Here is a 19,299-nt window from a genome sequence, read left to right as displayed (position 1 = left end):
GAACACGACGGTTAAGCTTCACAGTGCCGATGGTACTGCAGGGGAGGCCCTGTGGGAGAGTAGGTCGCTGCTAGGTACACAAATGAAAATCACTGAGTATAATCTCAGTGATTTTTTTATTTAGATAAGAATCAGGTTGAATTAAAACTCGATATGATTCAAGCTTCACTTTATTTAGGTAAGATACATATTCTAAGAATGGAAAAGAGTTAAATATGGTGCAACAATGCTTAGGTGTTTAAAACATTTGGATAAAGTTCCTGTGTAGATTATTAAAATAAATTTATAATTAATATTGACTTTATATATCACTAGTTATATTATTAAAGATGTAAAAGTTAATAAACAAGTCTTCAGGGCGGGGTGGAAATCCCCACCGGCGGTATAGCCCGCGAGCCGTAAGGTATGATTCGGTGAAACTCCGAGGCCGACAGTAAAGTCTGGATAGAAGAAGATTGATGAGTTATAACCATTTTTATTTGTATAGATATACATATAATTTTAAATGTTATAATTATAGCTCATAATACTTAGTTATTTAGTTAGTTTAACGCCCTGAATTTTTTAGGGCGTTTTTATTTTATTAATGATTATAAGTCTATACATATTCGAGGTGGTAATATGGATATTAAATACATGAAACGAGCGTTAGAGTTGGCCAAAAAGGGAGCAGGATATACAAATCCTAATCCTTTAGTTGGGGCAGTAATAGTAAAAAATGACAGGATTATTGGAGAAGGATATCATATGTCCTATGGAAATCACCATGCGGAGATTAATGCTTTCAATAACGCAATTGAAGATGTAGAAGGTGCAACCATGTATGTAACTTTAGAACCATGTTCGCATTTTGGTAAAACACCACCCTGTGCAAATGCCATAGTGAAAAAGAAAATAAAAAAAGTTGTAATAGGATTAAAAGATCCTAATCCACTAGTGGCAGGGAAGGGAATACAGATTCTCGAAGATAACCATATTGAAGTAGTTACTGGAGTATTAGAGGAAGAAGGAAAAAAATTAAATGAAATATTCTTAAAATATATTACAACAAAAACACCATTTTGTATTATGAAAACAGCCATGACTTTAGATGGTAAGATAGCCTCATACACTGGACATTCTAAATGGATTACTAATGAACTTTCAAGAAAATATGTACATCAATTAAGACATAGGGTAGCAGGAATAATGGTTGGAATAGGAACAGTACTAGCAGATGATCCAGAACTTACAACAAGACTGGAAAATATTGAAGGAAGCGACGCTGCTAGAATTATAGTGGATAGCAGTGCAAGAACTCCTCTTGAAGCAAAGGTTCTTAATGTTCAGTCTAAGGCAAAGACAATAATTGCAACTACGGAAAGAGCTGATCATAATAAGTTAAAAGCTTTAGCAGATAAAGGAGCAGAAATAATTATAACTCCACTTAAGAACTATCAAGTTAACTTAAGTTATCTTATGAAAGAATTAGGAGAAAGAAAAATAGATAGCATACTATTAGAAGGTGGAAGTGAATTAAACTACTCAGCAATCAGTCAGGGCATAGTTGATAAGGTTACTGCATTTATTGCACCTAAAATTATTGGAGGAAATCAAGCTAAAACTCCAGTTGGTGGTACTGGTAAGGAAACTATGAGCGAAGCAATTGAAGTTAAACACATTGAAATACAAAGGTTTGAAGATGACATTATGATAGAAGGTTATATAAAGAAGGAGGATTAATTCCTAATGTTTACTGGATTAGTAGAGGAAATAGGAAAAGTTCAATCAGTTTTAAAATCTACAAAATCAGCAAAAATAACTATTAAAGCTAGTAAGGTACTGGAGGAAGTAAATCTTGGAGATAGTATCAGTACTAATGGGGTATGCCTTACAGTAACAGAGTTTGGAACAGGTTGTTTTACTGTAGATGTAATGGCTGAAACTATGAGAAGAAGCAATCTAAAAGAATTATCTTCTGGAGATGAAATTAACTTAGAAAGAGCTTTAAAACTAGGGGATAGATTAGGAGGACATATAGTAAGTGGACATATAGATGGCACAGGTACAATAATAAACTTTGAAAATGAGGATAACGCAGTATGGATTACTATTGAAGCTTCCCAAGATATTCTAAAGTATATTGTTGAAAAAGGTTCTATAGCCATTGATGGAGTAAGTTTGACAGTAGCTTATGTTAATAACAAAGTTTTCAAAGTATCTATTATTCCACATACCAAGGAAGTTACTACTTTACTAAAGAAAAAAGTAGGTTGTGAAGTTAACTTGGAGTGTGATATGTTAGGTAAATATGTTGAAAAATTGTTATCAGCAAGAGCTGAAGAAACTGCAAAATCTAAGATAGATTTAAACTTTCTAAGTGAGCATGGTTTTGTGTAATTGGAAAATTTAATTTATGAATGGAGGAATAGAGATGTATAAATTTAATAGTATAGAAGAGGCTATTGAAGATATTAAAGAAGGAAAGATCGTTGTTGTGGTAGATAATGAAGATAGAGAAAATGAAGGGGATCTGCTAATGGCTGCAGAAAAAGTAACTCCTGATTCAATAAACTTTATGGCAACCTATGGTCGTGGATTAATATGTATGCCAATAGCAGGAGAAAGATTAAGGGAATTAAACATTCTTCCTATGGTAAAAGAAAATACAGACAATCATCAAACTGCCTTTACAGTATCCATTGATGCTGTTGAAACTACAACTGGAATATCTGCCTTTGAAAGGGCTGATACTATACGCAAGGTTTTAGATCCAAGCGCCTGTGAAACTGATTTTAGGAGACCAGGACACGTTTTTCCATTAGAAGCCAGAGAAGGTGGAGTTTTAAAAAGAGACGGACATACAGAAGCAGCCGTAGATTTAGCTAAGCTTGCAGGGCTTTATCCAGCAGGAGTTATTTGCGAAATAATGAATGAAGATGGAACTATGGCAAGAACTCCAGACCTTATGGATTATGTTAAAAAACATAATTTAAAGATCATAACTATTTCAGATTTAATTGAATATATAAGAAAAAATGAAGCTTTTGTAAAGAAAGTAACTGAAGCTAAAATGCCAACAAAATATGGAGAGTTTAAAATAATTGGATATGAAAATGCTCTTAATGGCGAACATCATGTAGTACTTGTAAAGGGCGATATTTCAGGAGAAGAACCGGTGTTAGTTAGAGTTCATTCAGAGTGTCTTACAGGAGATGCTTTTGGATCTTTAAGATGTGACTGCGGAGATCAATATGCAGCTGCCATGAGAAGAATTGAAGAAGAAGGCAGAGGAGTATTATTATACATGAGACAAGAAGGTAGGGGGATAGGACTTATTAATAAACTGAAAGCCTATGCACTTCAAGATCAGGGAATGGATACAGTTGAAGCAAACTTAGCTTTAGGGTTTCCAGCTGATATTAGAGACTATAGAATAAGTGCACAAATACTTTCTGATTTAGGTATAAAAAACATAAAATTAATGACTAATAACCCAAATAAAATTTCAGCACTTTCAGAATATGGAATAGAGGTTATAGATAGAATACCAATTCAAATGAATCACAACGAAAGAAACGAACAATATTTGAAAACTAAAAAACAAAAATTAGGTCATATATTAAATTTTAAGGAGGAAAAATAATTATGAAAACTTATGAAGGAAATTTAGTAGCACAAGGTTTAAAATTTGGAATTATAGTAGGAAGATTTAATGAATTTATAGGAGGAAAGCTATTATCAGGAGCTATTGACGCTTTGAAACGCCATGGTGTTGAGGAAGAAAATATAGAAATAACATGGGTACCAGGAGCTTTTGAAATACCTCTTGTTGCAAAAAAATTAGCCACATCAAAAAAGTATGATGGAGTAATATGTCTTGGAGCCGTTATAAAAGGATCAACACCTCATTTTGATTATGTTTCTGCTGAGGTATCTAAAGGAATTGCCAGCGTGTCTTTAGATACAGGGGTTCCAGTAATTTTTGGTGTGTTAACTACAGACACCATTGAACAAGCTATTGAAAGAGCAGGAACAAAAGCAGGAAACAAAGGATATGATGCTGCTGTTACTGCAATTGAAATGGCAAACTTACTTAAGCAAATATAGATAACCATGCCCGAAATTTAACTTATACCACCGTATATATTACCATGTTTCGTCACGTTAAATATTTTAATTAGTCTAAAGCTCAAATTTAAGCAGAGAGCCAAAATCTGTGATTTTGATATGGTCGCTTACTCTGTGAGTACTCCTCTGACTATAAGGAAGAGGAGTTTCATAATGATATAAAAGAACTTTGATAAACTCGTACCTCAGACATATCTAAAGTTCTAAGGCTTTTTTCAAATTTTCGCTAAGACTAATTAAAAATATTTAAATGTGACTTCAACATTGGTAATATATACTTACGTATAAGTTAAGTTTCCACCTAAGAACCCTATAAAGAAACAAGATTTTGTGGGTTACCTTAGTTACATATGCAATTCCTAGTTCAGATGCAGCTTCTTTTTTTGTTCTGCTATATGCCAATACTTTACAACCAAAAGCCTTTGCAATTTGGGCAACCTTCATTCCAATTGCTCCAGTTCCTACAATTCCAATAGTTTTGCCAAAAAGTTCTCTTTGTGAAAATCCTTCTTTTGTTCCACTTTTTCTTGTAGCTATATCTAGAGGAACTATATTTCTTAATACAGAAAAAATCAATATTATTTAAAGTATAAATTTAACTAAATTGACATGTATTATTAATATTTTATAAGAAGATGTGAAAAATACATGCAGTTATAAAAAGGAAAATTATAATGAAAAATAACAGCTAATTATTGACAATATCACAGTCATAGTGTACTATGTAAATAGTACACTATGACTGTGATATATTAAGGAGGTGGAATAATGACAATAAAATTTGATCCTAAGGTTCCCATTTATCTACAAATAATGAATTTGATAAAAAGAGATATAGTAACAGGAAAGCTAAAAATAGGAGATAAACTTCCATCTGTAAGAGAACTGGCTTCAGAACTTCAAGTAAATCCAAATACACTACAAAGGACATACCAAGAACTGGAGCGACAAGGTATAACCTATACTCAAAGAGGTATGGGAACCTTTATAAAGGAGGAAGATACCATGATTTCAGAATTAAAAAAAGATATGTCTAAAGAAATTTTGAATAACTTTATAGAAGGAATGTTAAATTTAGGTTTTACAGGAGAAGAAATTATTAAAGTTATTCAAGATAAATTAAAAGGAGGAATATAAGTGGAAGCTATATTAAAAACTTTGAATCTAGAAAAAGGTTTTGGAAACAAAAAAGCTCTAAAAGGAATTAGTATAGAAATTAAAAAAGGAAGGATAGTTGGGATACTTGGTCCTAATGGTAGTGGAAAAACAACCTTTTTAAAAATTGCAGCAGGAATTCTAAGACAGAGTAGTGGGGAAATATTAATTGATAACCATACACCTGGAGTTTATACAAAATCAATAGTAGCATATCTTCCAGATAAAAACTATTTACTAAAATGGATGAAGATTAAAGATGCTGTTCAGTTTTTTAAAGATTTTTATGAAGATTTTGATGAAAACAAAGCAAAAGAGCTATTAGCATTTATGAATTTAGATGAAAATAGTAAGGTTACTTCTTTATCTAAAGGAATGACAGAAAAGCTGCATCTAACACTGGTGTTATCAAGAAAAGCAAAGCTATATATACTGGATGAGCCGCTAGGAGGTGTAGATCCAACTACTAGAGAAAAGATTCTAGATGCTATATTAAATAATTATAATGAAGAAAGTTCTATGATTATAACAACACATCTAGTAAGTGATATAGAAAGACTATTTGACGATGTTGCATTTATATCTGATGGAAATATAGTTCTTGAAGGAAATGCTGAGGAGTTGAGAACTGAAAGAGGTATGTCTATAGATGAGTTATACAGGGAGGTATTTAAATAATGTTTAATTTAATAAAGTATGAACTTAAAAGTTATTATAAGGACTTTGCTATTATAGCTAGTATAATACTAATTACAAATCTATTATTGTTTACAAGAATAAATGTATGGCCAAAAGAAGCTGTATTTACTCTTTCATGTCTAATAGGATTTGCAGCTATGATATTCGTACTGATTTGGAATATAAAAGTATTTAGTAGGGATATGTATGAAGATACAGGAAGTTTAATTTTTACTCTTCCTCAATCAGGCAGCTCTATATTAACATCAAAAATGTTAACAGCACTTATTCAAGCTGCGGTAATAGGTATAATATCAATAGTTTTTACCATGATAAATTTTCATATAGTGCTAAATAATGAAACCAACTTTATGGATCTCTTTAAAAGTATTAATCCTAGTGCATATCTTTTTCTATTTGTAAGTACTATTTTTGAATATGCACAGTTTATTTTAACTATTTATTTTTCTATAACTTTAAGCAAATTTGCCATTAAAAAAAGAAAAATGGGTAAGTTTGGTTCCTTTGTAATATTTGTAATTATATCATTAGGTATAGGTAAAATTGCTGAAATGATAAGAACTATTTTTCCACAAAACTTTGAAATAAAAATATTTTTACCAATGGTTCATTCAAGTTTTAATACTTTAGTAGACTCATCCGTATCATTTCTACCAGTTAATATTGCAACAGTTATTTTTGAAATTATACTGTTTATAGCTTTGTTTATTGGAACCTCTTATATTATGGAAAAGAAGTTAGATTTATAGTTGTTTTCATAGTTTGATTAAAAAGCATATAGATATATATAAATTACTGTTTTATATAAAATAAAAAATATATCATAGTAAGTCTATATGCTTTTCTTAGATATAATAACAGCACAAAAAATTACATATCTTTTGCTGCTTACATAATTATAATTCATATTAGTCTTCATTGTAGTTATAACATTTATATAAGTTTTTGAAAATAACTTTACAAATTGCATAAATAGGAACTATAGTAAAAGCAGCTATGGGTCCACCTAAGGCAACAGCACCTATTACTAAAAATATATCTGTTAAAGGATGAATTTTCATAGCATCAGCCATAATTGTAGGTACAACAACCCTGCCTTTTAAAGTCTGTACCACTAAAAATACAATTGCTAGCTTTAATACAGCATAAAGTCCAATAGTTAGAGTTATAATCACAGGAAAAATCATAGATATAAGAAAGCCAACAAAAGGAATAAAGGCTAAAATAAATGTTATGGAAGACAAAAACAATGCATTGGGCATATCTATAATTTTATAGCCTATAAATATCATAATTGCTAAACATAGAGCTACCTTTGACTGTCCAGTAACATAAGAGCTTAAAACTTTATTACTATCTGAAATTATGATACGTGAAACATCTTTATATTTCTTAGGAATTATAAATAAAATTCTATCTGTAAGTTTACCGTGATCCTTTAGTAGGTAGAATAAAATTACAATTATTAAAAATATTTTAGATACTGTATTCATTATGTAGTTTACTATAAGTAAAAAACTATGACTAATGTCATTAAGATAACTTTGGGCTGCAGCTGTTAAAGATTTATGAATTTTATTTATGTTTATATAATTATTTAAATTACCTAGCAGACCTCTTATTGAATCAGTGTTTTCAATGATATTAGTCAATTGTTTTGTTATCCCATGAAATTGTTTCTTAATATATATACCAAAATGATAGGATACTCCACATAATATAAATATGCTAATAGTTAAAGTTAAGAGAGCAGAAACTCCTGACTTTAATCCTTTTTTTTCAAAGATATGGTTCAAAGGCTTCAGTAAATAGTAAAAAAAAGTTGATATTAGTAAAGGCACAATAAATGATTTAAGAATTATTTTAATAAGCTTATGAATGAAATAGAATTTATTAATGAGAAGTACGCATAGAAGAATCAGAGTAATAATAATTAAATTTTTTATTACTTTATCATTTAATATATTGACCATCTCCTTAAACTTAGAGAATTATATATTTTAATTGAAAAGGCTGGTATACAATACTATAACTTTTCCTATAAATTTGTAAATATATTATAAACATAAGAAGTTTTATTTATTCTTTTTAATGGTACTCTTAAAGATGGGAGTATTAGAGTGGGTAGTCATCGGATAAAATTGAAAGCAAAAGAGTAATTTCACAGGTTAAATTAATGAAGTAAACTAGTTGTAACTCTTCTTGAAATAATTTATAATAAATACGTTTTCTTAATAGAAACAACATAATAATGTTTTTACTGTGTATTAATTAATGAGAGGTGAATTGGTTGATAAATGAAATAGGAGTTGCCACTTGGATTGGTGCAATACATAAATATAGTAAAAGTTTTATTTTTGAAAAATTGAAGGACATTAATATGGGAGACGGTCCTTATATATCAATTTTAACTAAGTTATATGAAAAAGATGGAGTAAGCCAGGAAGAATTAGCCACATCTATAAGAGCTGATAAGGCAACTATGACAAGAGCCTTGCTTAAATTAGAACAAGAAGGATATATCCAGAGATATTCAGATGAAAAAGATAGAAGAGCATACAAGGTATATCTTACAGAGAAAGCTATGAACATAAAATCTCATATAATAGATGCCCACAATGAATGGAATGATATAATGACAAGAGGGCTTACAGAAGAAGAAAGAGAAATTTTATTTATACTATTGAGGAAAACATTCTTTAATTTAACTAAACATAGTTGTAATAAGTAGCATTTGCTACAACAAAAAATAATCTTATATGTGCTTATTTACAAGGATATATAACATTATTTTTTGTATAATATGTTGCAAATGAAACTAAATTAATAAATTTTATGTATAAAATTAGTTTTATATAAATATATATTAAATTGAATAATATATATTTAAGTTAGAATATGCATGGAATATTGTATTGTAAACTTTAAATATGTTCATAATAATCCTTATATTAACAATAGTAAAGTTGATTGAGAAACTAATTTGTATTATAATTATAGTTGAGTATGAAACTATATTTAAATATATTGATGTAATATATTTATATTATATATGGAGGTTAGTTATGAGTATATCAGATAAAAAACATGTTAAAGATCAAGAACTTATAGAAGTTGTAGAACGTATATTTGGACAGACTACAAAAAATTTTAATTTAGAATTTTGGAATGGACAAAAAATAGTATATACAGAAACTCCAAAATTTGTATTGAAATTTCTTGATAAAGATGTTTTTAGGAAAATATTAATTAACCCTAACAGTATGAATTTTGCGGAAGCTTTTATGGATAAGACTTTTGATATAGAAGGAGATATATTCTCAGCACTAAAGCTTAAAGATGAATTTTCAAATGTTGAAATTTCCGCAAAAGACAAAATTACTTTACTTTTAAAAAGTACTTCTTTATCAAGTTTAGGTATGCATACTAAAGAAAAAGATAAAGAAAATATTGCATATCACTATGACATATCTAATGAGTTCTATAATTTATTTTTAGGACCTTCAATGGTTTATTCTTGTGCGTATTTTAAAAATCAAGAGGATAGTATAACAAAAGCCCAGGAAAATAAACTAGATCATATATGTAAAAAACTAAGACTTAAATCAGGAGAAAAACTCCTAGATGTAGGTTGCGGATGGGGAAGTATGATTATATGGGCGGCTAAGCACTATGGTGTAGAAGCTCATGGGATAACTATTAGTGAGCAGCAATATAATTACGCAAAAGAAAGAATTAAGATTGAAAATTTAGAAGGAAAATGTTTTGTTGAATTAAAAGATTACAGAGATATTCAAGGGAAAAATATGTTTGACAAGATTGTAAGTATAGGTATGTTTGAACATGTTGGTATTAAAAACTTGCCAACATACTTTGAAATTATGAATAGGTTATTGAAGGATAATGGATTATTTTTAAATCATGGAATAACTTGCAAAAAGAACGCTAAGGTATCTAAAGAAGAAAGTGAATTTATAGAAAAGTATATTTTCCCAGGAGGAGAATTGCATAATATAAGTGGTGTATTAGATGTAATGGAAGATTCAAAATTTGAAATATATGATGTGGAGACTTTGAGGGAACATTACTATAAGACTTTAAAACATTGGGTCGTTAATCTTCAGGCTAATAAGGATAAAGCTATACAAGCAACTACGGAAAAAATCTATAGAACCTGGATACTTTATATGGCAGGGTGTGCTGTTAACTTTGAGGCTGGATTTATATCAGTATATCAAGTACTATTAGGAAAAGAGAGGAAAAAGCCAGGATTTAATACCCCACTAACAAGAGAGTACATGTATACATAAACAATAGTAAAATAAATATGATATCTTCCATAAACAGAATAAATATAAGCGATTTGTACAAGATTTCAATTTTGTAAGAATTTATTATATCTACCAACCTGTTTGATATATTGCGAAAATATAAGTAGTATATTAAATAGGTTGTTTTATTGTTAAAATTTTTTATTTATAGTTAGATTAAATCAATGGATATATGTAGTACCTTTAATTTAATTTTATCAAAGTATATCTTAACTAGTTATGATTTTTATAGTATTATAATATTAGTTAACACTAAATAATTCTGAAATTGAAACAAAATAGAATTTAACAATGTAATTTATTAGGGGGAAAGTTTATGCATATTCCAGATAACTACTTGAGCCCGTCAACCTGTGCAGTCATGGGAGCGATTATGATTCCTATATGGGGAAAGGCTGTAAAAAGAGTAAAAACTGAAATAAGCAAGAGGAAGATGCCTATACTTGGAGTTTGTGCTGCGGTTTCTTTTCTAATAATGTGGAAAAAATTTAATAATTAAGATATAAATAAAAGATCCTTCACATATAGATTAATGTAAAAAGAATGTGGGGGATATTAATTTGTATCAAGTTATCTACTAATTTAGTAGATAACTATAAAAGTTTAATTGAAAATTTAAAAAAAATGGATTAAAATAGAAATGTAAATAAAAGTATTGGGTATTAATATTATTACATAATTATTTTAACAAATATTCGTTGATAGTTAACTCTATTTAATAGAATATTATTTTTTGTATAAGTGATTTAACGTATACAATATGTTAAGTTATATAAAAGGTGTTCATATTCTATAAGAATACTTTTTATCTTAATTAGGTAGTATATAAAAAAATATTATATTCTATACTCACAGCTATAATTTTAGTTTCATAGAATATAATTTTATTAAAAAGTAGTAGTCTAATGAATAGAGGAGATATATATGATATCGTTAATTGATAGATATAATCAACTTAAAAGTGATTATGAGAGTTATCAGAAAATGGCAGAAGAAACCATGCAAAAACAGAGTAGAAAGATAATTGAACTTGATAAGAAATTAGACATGCTATCACTTATAGTAGAAATTAGCGAATATATAAATAAATGTCTTGGAAGCAGCGAAATAGTTTCCATGATAAACGATATGATGATAGGTATATTAGGTGTAACTTATTCAAGTGTGTATATTTTAGAAAATAGGAAACTAAAGTTACAGTGTACAAATCTTAGCAATACAGAACATCATTATATGATACAAGATTATAATAATAAAAAAGATTTTAGTTTGAACACATGCTTGATAAATTCTTTACACAACATTAGTAAGGAAGATAAAGTTGAAATTCATTCTTCCATACTAATGCCTATATATCTTAAAAATAACATTCTAGGAGTAGTAATAGTAGAACATAATATATATAATTATTTAAGTGAACATCATACGCAACTACTAACAGCTCTTAGCAATCAATTAGCTATTTGTCTAGAAAACAATAGACTTTATAATCAAATAAGAGAGACATCCAATAGAGACAGTCTTACAGGGTTGTTTAATAGAAAATATTTCTTTTCAATTATGGAAAAAAAATGCAGATGTGATGAAGAGCCTTTTGCTATAGTTATGATAGATATTGATAACTTTAAGAATTGTAATGATACTTTTGGGCACCAATATGGAGACGTGGTATTAAGAAAAGTTAGTAAAATTATAAGAGATAACTTAAGAAAAGAAGACATTGTAGCAAGGTATGGTGGAGAAGAAATAATTGTTTACATGTATGGAATTAAAAATATTAAGGATGTATACTGTAGAATGGAATCCATAAGGAAACTAATAGAAGAAACAACAATTCAGTATAGGAACAGTAAATTTAATATAACTGTGTCTATGGGAATTAGTGTAGCACCAGATGATAACAAAGATTTAGAGCAACTCATTAGAGAAGCAGATATTAATTTATATAAGGCAAAAAATACGGGAAAAAATAAAATTGTTTGTTAACAACTGCATAAGCATGCTTATGCAGTTGTTCATTTATGATAAAATATATTTGGGTGATGAATATGAGTACAAAATGGACAGATGAACAGAAAGAGGCTATATTTACAAGAAACTGTAACTTGTTGGTGGCAGCGGGTGCTGGTGCTGGAAAAACTGCAGTGCTTGTGGAAAGAATTATACAAAGGGTATTAGATGAAGAAGAGAGTATTGATATAGATAATCTGCTAGTAGTTACTTTTACTAATGCTGCTGCCTCAGAAATGAGAGAGAGAATAGGAGATGCTATATCAAAACAGCTAGAAGCAACCCCTGAGTCAAAAAAACTTCAAAGACAACTTACACTGCTTAATCAATCCAATATAATGACCATACATTCCTTTTGTCTTCAGGTTATAAAAAACAATTTTCATCTGATAGATTTAGATCCTAATTTTAGAGTATGTGATAACACGGAAGCTATATTACTAAAGCAGGAAGCAATTGAGGACCTTTTTGAAGAGAAATATGAAGAAATTGAAAATGTGGATTTTTTAAGATTGATAGATTCCTATGGAGGCAAAAGTGATTTTAAACTTCAAAATTTAGTATTAAGCTTGTATGAGTTTGCTAAAAGTTCACCTTGGCCAGAAAAGTGGCTTTATGAAGTGGCTGAGAGATTTAATTTACGGGAAGATTTTGATATAGGAAAATCTTTATGGGCTGATATACTTACAGATTATATTAAGATGGAGCTTCACGGATGCAAAGATAAAATGGAGAAAGCTATAAATATAGTAGAAAATGCAGAGGGTATAGATTATTATTTAGATCCGTTTAAAAGAGACTTAGACAAAATATGTCTAATACTTAGCAGCAGTTCTTGGGAAATATTAAAAGAAACCTTATTAAAATTAGATTTTGAAAAGCTTCCTGTTAAGAGAAATAAGGATGCAGATAAATACGCAAAGGAAAAATCTAAAAAGATAAGAGATGAGGTTAAGGGGAAGCTGGCAGAAATAAGAGATGATATATTTATGGATATAGATTCAGCAGGAAAACATTTAACCCAGTTATATCCTATGATGAAATGTCTAGCAGAACTTGTGATTAGCTTTGATAGAATATATGAAACAAAAAAAAGAGAAAGAGGGGTAGTAGATTTTAGTGACATTGAACATTTTTGTTTAAGTATACTAACTAGTTATGATAAAGATGGTAATATTGTTCCATCAGAGGCTGCTTTAGAGTATAGGAGAAAGTTTGATGAAGTTTTAATAGATGAATATCAGGATAGTAATGAAGTTCAAGAAGTAATAATGAATATGGTGTCAATGAAAAATGATACTCCTAATACCTTTATGGTAGGGGATGTTAAGCAAAGTATATATAGATTTAGGCAAGCTAAGCCTGAACTATTTTTACATAAGTACAATAGCTACTCTAAAGAAAAGGGAAATAGCAATAGAAAAATAAAATTATTTAAAAACTTTAGAAGTAGACCAGAAATAATAAGTGGTATTAACTATATTTTTAAGCAAATAATGTCTAAGAATATAGGTGAGTTAGAGTATGATGAGGAAGAAGCTATAATAAGTGGAGCAAAGTATCCAGATTTTCATAGTAGACTTAAGGATAACATAGAATTACATTTAATAGATAAAAAAAGCAAAGAAAATTTTGAATCAAATGGAACGGATAGCGATGAACTAGAGGATAGTATTGAAGAGGAAGCACCAGATAACATACAGATAGAAGGTAGGTTAGTAGTAAAAAAAATAAAGGAACTTGTTAACGGTGAAAATGGAGAAAGGTTTAGTGTATTTGATAAGAATATAAACGGGTATAGACCTATAAGTTATAAGGATATAGTAATTCTTATGCGTGCTACAGCCAACTGGGCACCTACCTTTGTGGAAGAACTAACAAAGGGGAGGATACCCGTGTTTGCGGATATATCCTCTGGTTATTTTGAAACTACAGAAATAAAGACTATAATGGCATTGCTTCAGATTATAGATAACCAAATGCAGGATATCCCTCTTATAGCAGTACTGCGTTCACCAATAGAAGCCCTCTCACCAGAGGAGCTTATAGATATTCGAATAATTAATAAAGATGTACCTTTTTATGATTCTTTAAAATATATATTCCAAACGCAACATAACTCTGATAAAGAAAATATTGAAGCCTTTGACTGTACTATTGGCATTGAAACAACAGAACAAATTAGTACAAAAAGAAAGGATATACCATCAGAGAAAAAATATAATATAAACCATATAAGTGAAGAATTAAAAAATAAAATAGTAAAGTTTATGGAAAAATTGAATGAATGGAGAAACAAGGTTTTGTATATGCCTATAGATGAATTTATATGGTATTTATACACAGAAACGGGATACTATGGATTTGTGGGAGCTATGCCAGGAGGAAAGCAAAGACAGGCAAATTTAAGAGTTCTATTTGAAAGAGCTAAGCAGTTTGAGAGAAGCAGTTATAAAGGTTTATTTAATTTTATAAATTTCATAAACAAACTTAGAAACAGCAGCGGAGATATGGGAAGTGCTAAGATATTGGGAGAGAATGAAGATGTAGTAAGAATTGTGAGTATACATAAAAGTAAAGGCTTAGAGTTCCCGGTAGTTATAGTTTCAGGGTGCGGAAAAAATTTCAATCTTATGGATATGAATAGAAATATACTTTTTCATGGAGAATTAGGACTTGGACCTGATTATGTAAATATAGATAGAAGGGTATCTTACAGCACTATAGCTAAGCAAGTAATTAGAAAAAAACTAAAAGTTGAAACTTTATCTGAAGAAATGAGAATTCTTTATGTAGCTTTTACCAGAGCAAAAGAAAAACTTATAGTAACTGGTATGGTAAATGATATTGAGAAGACTGCAGAAAAGTGGTGCAATGTTTCATTGTGTAGAGAAAATAAGATACCTGAATATGCTGTATTAAATGCTAAAAGTTACCTAGATTGGATAGGATATGCAATAGTAAGGCATCCATGCGGAAAACTTATAAGGCAATATGTAGATAGTAGTATATCTTTAAATAATGAAACACATGATGATTCAAAATGGACTGTACAATTATGGAATAAAGAAAATTTTAAGAATATCAATGAGAATCATGAGGAAAAAGAAGATATTGTGAAGGAAATACAATACTATAGCTTAAATAAAGATGCAAGTAAATATTATGATGAAATAAATAGAAGGCTTAATTGGCAATATAAATATAAAGAGTCCTGTAGTATACCTGCAAAATTTTCAGTATCTGAAATAAAAAGGAGATTTGCATTAGTTGATATAGAAGAAAGTAGAGTTATAGAATCTTCAACTGTTTTGAAAAAGCCTTCTTTCCTTGAAAAATCGCAAACTATGTCTTCAGCTGAAAGAGGTACAATTATGCATTTTGTTATGCAGCATATTGATTTATATAAAACATCTTCTGCAGAAGAAATTCAGCAACAGATTAAAAGCTTAGTCAACAGAGAATTTATAACAGAAGCAGAGTCTAAAGTCATAAGAGCAGATTATATATTAAAGTTTTTCCAATCCTCATTAGGAAAAAGAATGAAAAGTTCTAAAAAGATTTATAGAGAGTTTCCTTTTTTTGTAGAAATACCTAGTACAGAACTGTATAAAGAGTTACCAGAAGATATTTATAAAGAGGAAAAAATCCTTCTTCAAGGAATAATAGATTGTTATTTTGAAGAAGATGAGGAAATAGTGCTTGTGGATTATAAAACTGACTTTGTAGATAGTATTGAAAGCATTAAAGAAAAATATGAACTGCAAGTACATTATTATACAAGGGCATTAAGTAAGATAACTGGAAAAAATATTAAAAATAAATATTTATATTTATTTAGCAATGGAGAAATTTTGGAGATGTAGTGTAGGGAGACAGGTGGGAACTTAAATTATACTCCAGGATATATTACCTATACTTCGTCACGTTAAATATTTTTTATTAGTCTAAAGCTCTAATTTGAGAAAACTCTAAGAACTTTGATAAACTCGCTGCGCTCAAACATATCTAAAGTTCTAAGATTTTTCTCAAATTTTCGCTAAGACTAATTAAAAAATATTTAAATGTGACTTCAGTATAGGTAATATATCCCTACGTATAATTTAAGTTTCCACCAAGTAACCCTACACTGAACATCAAGGGTTATGGTGGTGTATTTGAGTTTTTTAGGGAAATTGTAATGCAATATGAATATTGATATAATCTGTAGATAACTAGTAATGAGTTTTTACTAAGTAATCATATATTACATAAAGAATATTATAGGAGGATTTTGTGTATGTATACGGTTGTTGAAAGATTTTTAAAGTATGTGAAAATTGATACTAGAGCGGATGAGGAGTCTAATACAGTTCCAAGTACAGCTAAACAGTTAGTTCTTGCAGAGGAGTTAACAAAAGAGTTAAGGGAAATGGGAATGAAGGATGTATCTTTAGATAAGAATGGATATGTTATGGCTACACTGCCATCAAATATTGATAAAGCTTTACTTACCGTTGGTTTTATAGCACATATAGATACAAGTCCAGATATGTCAGGTACGGATATTAATCCTCAGGTGGTAGAAAACTATAATGGAAATGATATAGTTTTAAATAAGGAACAAAATATAGTTTTACGTACCAAGGACTTCCCAGAAATAAAGGATTATGTGGGAAAGACTATAATAACTACTGATGGAACAACATTGCTTGGAGCAGATGATAAAGCGGGAGTAGCTGAAATAATGGCAGCAATGCAATATTTAATTGAACATCCTGAAATTAAACATGGAGATATTCGTATAGGATTTACTCCAGATGAAGAAATAGGCCGTGGAGCAGATCATTTTGATGTGGAGAAATTTAATGCTGATTATGCGTATACCATGGATGGCGGAGCTATTGGAGAATTGGAATATGAAAACTTTAATGCAGCAGCTGCTAAGATAATTGTAAAAGGTAGAAATGTCCATCCAGGATATGCTAAAAATAAAATGATAAATTCTATGCTTATAGCAAATGAATTTATAGGAATGCTGCCAGAAAATGAAACTCCGGATAATACAGAAGCATATGAGGGTTTTTATCATTTAGTTTCTATAAATGGCGATGTTGAAGAAACTAAGTTAGGTTATATAATAAGAGATTTTAATATGGATGCTTTCCAAAAAAGACAGAGCTTCATGAAGGATATCGTTAAAACTTTAAATCATAAATATGGTGAGGATACTATTACTATAGAAATAAATGAGCAATATAGAAACATGAAAGAAAAAATAGAACCAGTAAAATTTGTTGTTGATATTGCATTTCAAGCTATGGAAGCTGTAGGTGTAGTGCCAAAGGTTCGACCTATAAGAGGAGGTACTGATGGAGCAAGACTTTCATTTATGGGACTCCCAACTCCAAATATATTTGCTGGTGGTCATAACTTCCATGGAAGATATGAATATATACCTACATTTGCTATGGAAAAAGCTGTTGAAGTTATACTTAAGATAGTAGAACTATATTCAAAAAATAATAATATTAGGGCTACCTCAAAATAGTTTTTGTAAAATATTTTTTAGCTATTTGGAAAATAAAGGATTTATTACTAAAAATAAAATTAATTTCAGTAATAAATCCTGCTTTTGTATGAATTATTCCGAGTTTTTATGCAAGTTTTTCATGAATTTTCATTTTTGATATAGCCCCTTAACTGAAAAGTTCTTTAGCCTCTTTTTCAGTTATTTTATGCTGACAATGTTTATTTATATATTCCTTAAAGTCCCAGGAAGTATGAAACTTAGAAGCACTCTTATAGCCAGACTTGAAAAGCCTTAAAATTTTTTCGGATGATATATTGAAATCTGTGGGAGCAATATCTCCTGTGGGAATTAATATAGTTCTAGAAATATTTTCTTCTCTTAGCCACTCTCTATTTTTTTCGGCAGATATAGTATTTACAATATCCATTAGAAAGGAGATTGGATCAGTTTTCCCGATTCTAGTATTACTTATATCTGGACAATCAAATTTAAAACCAATGGTTGGTATGTCAATAATCTTATCACTATCAAAAATGTTTATTGGAAAATTGCAGCACAGTGCGCCATCAACTATATAGCTTAGACCATGAGCATGTAAAAATTGAACAGGTTTGAAATAGAAGGGTATACTTATGCTCATTCTTACTGCTCTTACAATTGAAAATTCCATAGGCTTTATTCCATACTGTGGTAAATCATCGGGAAGTACAAAAGTACGTCTTCTGGTTATATCTGAAGCAACTATTTTTAGTCTGCATTTTCCATCTACTGTAACATCTTTAAATTTACTTATACCTTTTGCTTTTAAAAGTTTATCTATCCAAGCTTCAAAATAATCACCAGAATATAGTCCCTTATCCACTAGGAAGCCTATGGCTTTACCAAGTAAAGGAAGGCGATGAAACCCATCTTTATCTAGAAAATCTTTGAAATTCATAGTTGATAATATGTTCATCATTTCTTTAGAGGTATAACCTGCTGCTAATAGTGAAGCTATTACAGCACCCACAGAAGTGCCAGCTATATGTTGCCATTCATAGCCTTGATTTTCTAAATATGCTAAAGCTCCAACTATACCTATACCTCTCATACCTCCGCCTTCAAAAACGGCATTAGCTTTCATATATATCCAACTCCTTAAAAACTTATATTTTTATCACTATTTTTGAAAAATATGAATATATATATATATTATTAAAGCTAACGCAAAAAAGTTATTTTTAAATTACAATAAATTTTATTCATGTAAATTAAGGTGTTATTAAGAATTATATAGTGTTTTACAGTTAAAATTTAGATTATACTCAGAAACTATATAAATTTACTAAATTGTTAATAATGTCTATAGAATAAAATGGTTGAATAAAATTTTTTTAATTATCACAGTATATTAATGTTTGATTGTTAAAAATGTGATATAATATTATAGTTATATTTTTACAGAAATGTAATTAATAATAAATAATAATATAAACAGGAGGT

The 19,299-nt window shown here is 29.4% G+C and carries 14 protein-coding genes, 2 pseudogenes and 1 riboswitch; of the genes and pseudogenes, 13 read left to right on the top strand and 3 right to left on the bottom strand.

Features of this window, described 5'->3' with window-relative positions:
* Positions 1–345 precede the first annotated feature (345 nt).
* Positions 346–460, top strand: a riboswitch (FMN riboswitch).
* Between the two features lie 161 nt (positions 461–621).
* Genes ribD through ribE form a run of 4 tightly spaced genes read left to right on the top strand, consistent with a single transcriptional unit; the run spans position 622 to position 4,089 of the window.
* Positions 622–1,722 (top strand): bifunctional diaminohydroxyphosphoribosylaminopyrimidine deaminase/5-amino-6-(5-phosphoribosylamino)uracil reductase RibD, encoded by a 1,101-nt coding sequence (gene ribD / locus HGI79_RS11020; protein ID WP_185650734.1) that lies wholly within the window; start codon positions 622–624, stop codon positions 1,720–1,722.
* A gap of 6 nt (positions 1,723–1,728) precedes the next feature.
* Positions 1,729–2,379 carry a riboflavin synthase gene (locus HGI79_RS11015; RefSeq protein WP_185650733.1) on the top strand — a complete coding sequence of 217 codons (651 nt, stop codon included), beginning with the start codon at positions 1,729–1,731 and terminating at the stop codon, positions 2,377–2,379.
* A gap of 34 nt (positions 2,380–2,413) precedes the next feature.
* Positions 2,414–3,625, top strand: coding sequence for a bifunctional 3,4-dihydroxy-2-butanone-4-phosphate synthase/GTP cyclohydrolase II (locus HGI79_RS11010; RefSeq protein WP_185650732.1), 1,212 nt, complete (start codon positions 2,414–2,416; stop codon positions 3,623–3,625).
* 2 nt (positions 3,626–3,627) lie between these two features.
* Positions 3,628–4,089 (top strand): 6,7-dimethyl-8-ribityllumazine synthase, encoded by a 462-nt coding sequence (ribE, locus tag HGI79_RS11005; RefSeq protein ID WP_185650731.1) that lies wholly within the window; start codon positions 3,628–3,630, stop codon positions 4,087–4,089.
* Positions 4,090–4,452: 363 nt separating this feature from the next.
* Here ribE and HGI79_RS11000 read toward each other — a convergent pair.
* A pseudogene (locus tag HGI79_RS11000) lies at positions 4,453–4,686 on the bottom strand (NAD(P)-dependent oxidoreductase); the annotation flags it as partial.
* Positions 4,687–4,878: 192 nt separating this feature from the next.
* Here HGI79_RS11000 and HGI79_RS10995 point away from each other — a divergent pair.
* Genes HGI79_RS10995 through HGI79_RS10985 form a run of 3 tightly spaced genes read left to right on the top strand, consistent with a single transcriptional unit; the run spans position 4,879 to position 6,713 of the window.
* Positions 4,879–5,247: a GntR family transcriptional regulator gene (locus tag HGI79_RS10995; RefSeq protein WP_185650730.1), complete on the top strand. Its 369-nt coding sequence runs from the start codon at positions 4,879–4,881 to the stop codon at positions 5,245–5,247.
* A complete protein-coding gene (locus HGI79_RS10990; protein WP_185650729.1) occupies positions 5,248–5,943 on the top strand; it encodes an ABC transporter ATP-binding protein in 696 nt (231 codons plus the stop codon).
* Entirely contained in the window at positions 5,943–6,713 is a 771-nt protein-coding gene (locus tag HGI79_RS10985; RefSeq protein WP_185650728.1) for a hypothetical protein, read from the top strand. The genes HGI79_RS10990 and HGI79_RS10985 overlap by 1 nt, the downstream gene beginning before the upstream one ends.
* 159 nt (positions 6,714–6,872) lie before the next feature.
* Here HGI79_RS10985 and HGI79_RS10980 read toward each other — a convergent pair whose 3' ends face one another.
* A complete protein-coding gene (locus HGI79_RS10980; protein ID WP_185650727.1) occupies positions 6,873–7,937 on the bottom strand; it encodes an AI-2E family transporter in 1,065 nt (354 codons plus the stop codon).
* Positions 7,938–8,254: 317 nt separating this feature from the next.
* On the opposite strand from HGI79_RS10980, the gene HGI79_RS10975 reads away from it, so the two are divergent.
* The 6 genes and pseudogenes from HGI79_RS10975 to pepT all read left to right on the top strand — a co-directional run bounded on the left by HGI79_RS10975 (position 8,255) and on the right by pepT (position 17,835).
* A complete protein-coding gene (locus HGI79_RS10975) occupies positions 8,255–8,695 on the top strand; it encodes a MarR family winged helix-turn-helix transcriptional regulator (RefSeq protein ID WP_185650726.1) in 441 nt (146 codons plus the stop codon).
* Between the two features lie 334 nt (positions 8,696–9,029).
* A complete protein-coding gene (locus HGI79_RS10970) occupies positions 9,030–10,274 on the top strand; it encodes a cyclopropane-fatty-acyl-phospholipid synthase family protein (RefSeq protein WP_185650725.1) in 1,245 nt (414 codons plus the stop codon).
* Between the two features lie 337 nt (positions 10,275–10,611).
* Positions 10,612–10,773 (top strand): annotated as a pseudogene (locus HGI79_RS10965) (energy-coupling factor ABC transporter permease); the annotation flags it as partial.
* 446 nt (positions 10,774–11,219) lie between these two features.
* The gene (locus HGI79_RS10960) at positions 11,220–12,281 is read left to right on the top strand and encodes a sensor domain-containing diguanylate cyclase (protein ID WP_185650724.1); all 1,062 of its coding nucleotides are present in this window, start codon (positions 11,220–11,222) and stop codon (positions 12,279–12,281) included.
* A gap of 62 nt (positions 12,282–12,343) precedes the next feature.
* Complete coding sequence (gene addA, locus HGI79_RS10955) at positions 12,344–16,171, top strand: helicase-exonuclease AddAB subunit AddA (RefSeq protein ID WP_185650738.1); 3,828 nt, start codon at positions 12,344–12,346, stop codon at positions 16,169–16,171.
* Between the two features lie 413 nt (positions 16,172–16,584).
* Positions 16,585–17,835, top strand: coding sequence for a peptidase T (gene pepT / locus HGI79_RS10950; RefSeq protein WP_185650723.1), 1,251 nt, complete (start codon positions 16,585–16,587; stop codon positions 17,833–17,835).
* 148 nt (positions 17,836–17,983) lie between these two features.
* Here the strand turns inward: pepT and HGI79_RS10945 are convergent, their stop codons facing one another.
* The gene (locus tag HGI79_RS10945; protein ID WP_185650722.1) at positions 17,984–18,940 is read right to left on the bottom strand and encodes a patatin-like phospholipase family protein; all 957 of its coding nucleotides are present in this window, start codon (positions 18,938–18,940) and stop codon (positions 17,984–17,986) included.
* Positions 18,941–19,299 lie beyond the last annotated feature (359 nt).

This window comes from Clostridium sp. DJ247 (genome assembly GCF_014231265.1).
Note: the sequence above shows the minus strand (reverse complement) of the source record. Positions and strands in the feature narration are given on the sequence as shown.

Excerpts from the sequence above, each read along its gene's own strand:
- HGI79_RS10980 (WP_185650727.1), bottom strand. The coding sequence starts at position 7,937 with ATGGTCAATATATTAAATGATAAAGTAATAAAAAATTTAATTATTATT.
- HGI79_RS10995 (WP_185650730.1), top strand. The coding sequence starts at position 4,879 with ATGACAATAAAATTTGATCCTAAGGTTCCCATTTATCTACAAATAATG.
- pepT (WP_185650723.1), top strand. The coding sequence starts at position 16,585 with ATGTATACGGTTGTTGAAAGATTTTTAAAGTATGTGAAAATTGATACT.
- HGI79_RS11010 (WP_185650732.1), top strand. The coding sequence starts at position 2,414 with ATGTATAAATTTAATAGTATAGAAGAGGCTATTGAAGATATTAAAGAA.
- HGI79_RS11015 (WP_185650733.1), top strand. The coding sequence starts at position 1,729 with ATGTTTACTGGATTAGTAGAGGAAATAGGAAAAGTTCAATCAGTTTTA.
- addA (WP_185650738.1), top strand. The coding sequence starts at position 12,344 with ATGAGTACAAAATGGACAGATGAACAGAAAGAGGCTATATTTACAAGA.
- ribD (WP_185650734.1), top strand. The coding sequence starts at position 622 with ATGGATATTAAATACATGAAACGAGCGTTAGAGTTGGCCAAAAAGGGA.
- HGI79_RS10945 (WP_185650722.1), bottom strand. The coding sequence starts at position 18,940 with ATGAAAGCTAATGCCGTTTTTGAAGGCGGAGGTATGAGAGGTATAGGT.
- HGI79_RS10985 (WP_185650728.1), top strand. The coding sequence starts at position 5,943 with ATGTTTAATTTAATAAAGTATGAACTTAAAAGTTATTATAAGGACTTT.
- ribE (WP_185650731.1), top strand. The coding sequence starts at position 3,628 with ATGAAAACTTATGAAGGAAATTTAGTAGCACAAGGTTTAAAATTTGGA.
- HGI79_RS10960 (WP_185650724.1), top strand. The coding sequence starts at position 11,220 with ATGATATCGTTAATTGATAGATATAATCAACTTAAAAGTGATTATGAG.
- HGI79_RS10970 (WP_185650725.1), top strand. The coding sequence starts at position 9,030 with ATGAGTATATCAGATAAAAAACATGTTAAAGATCAAGAACTTATAGAA.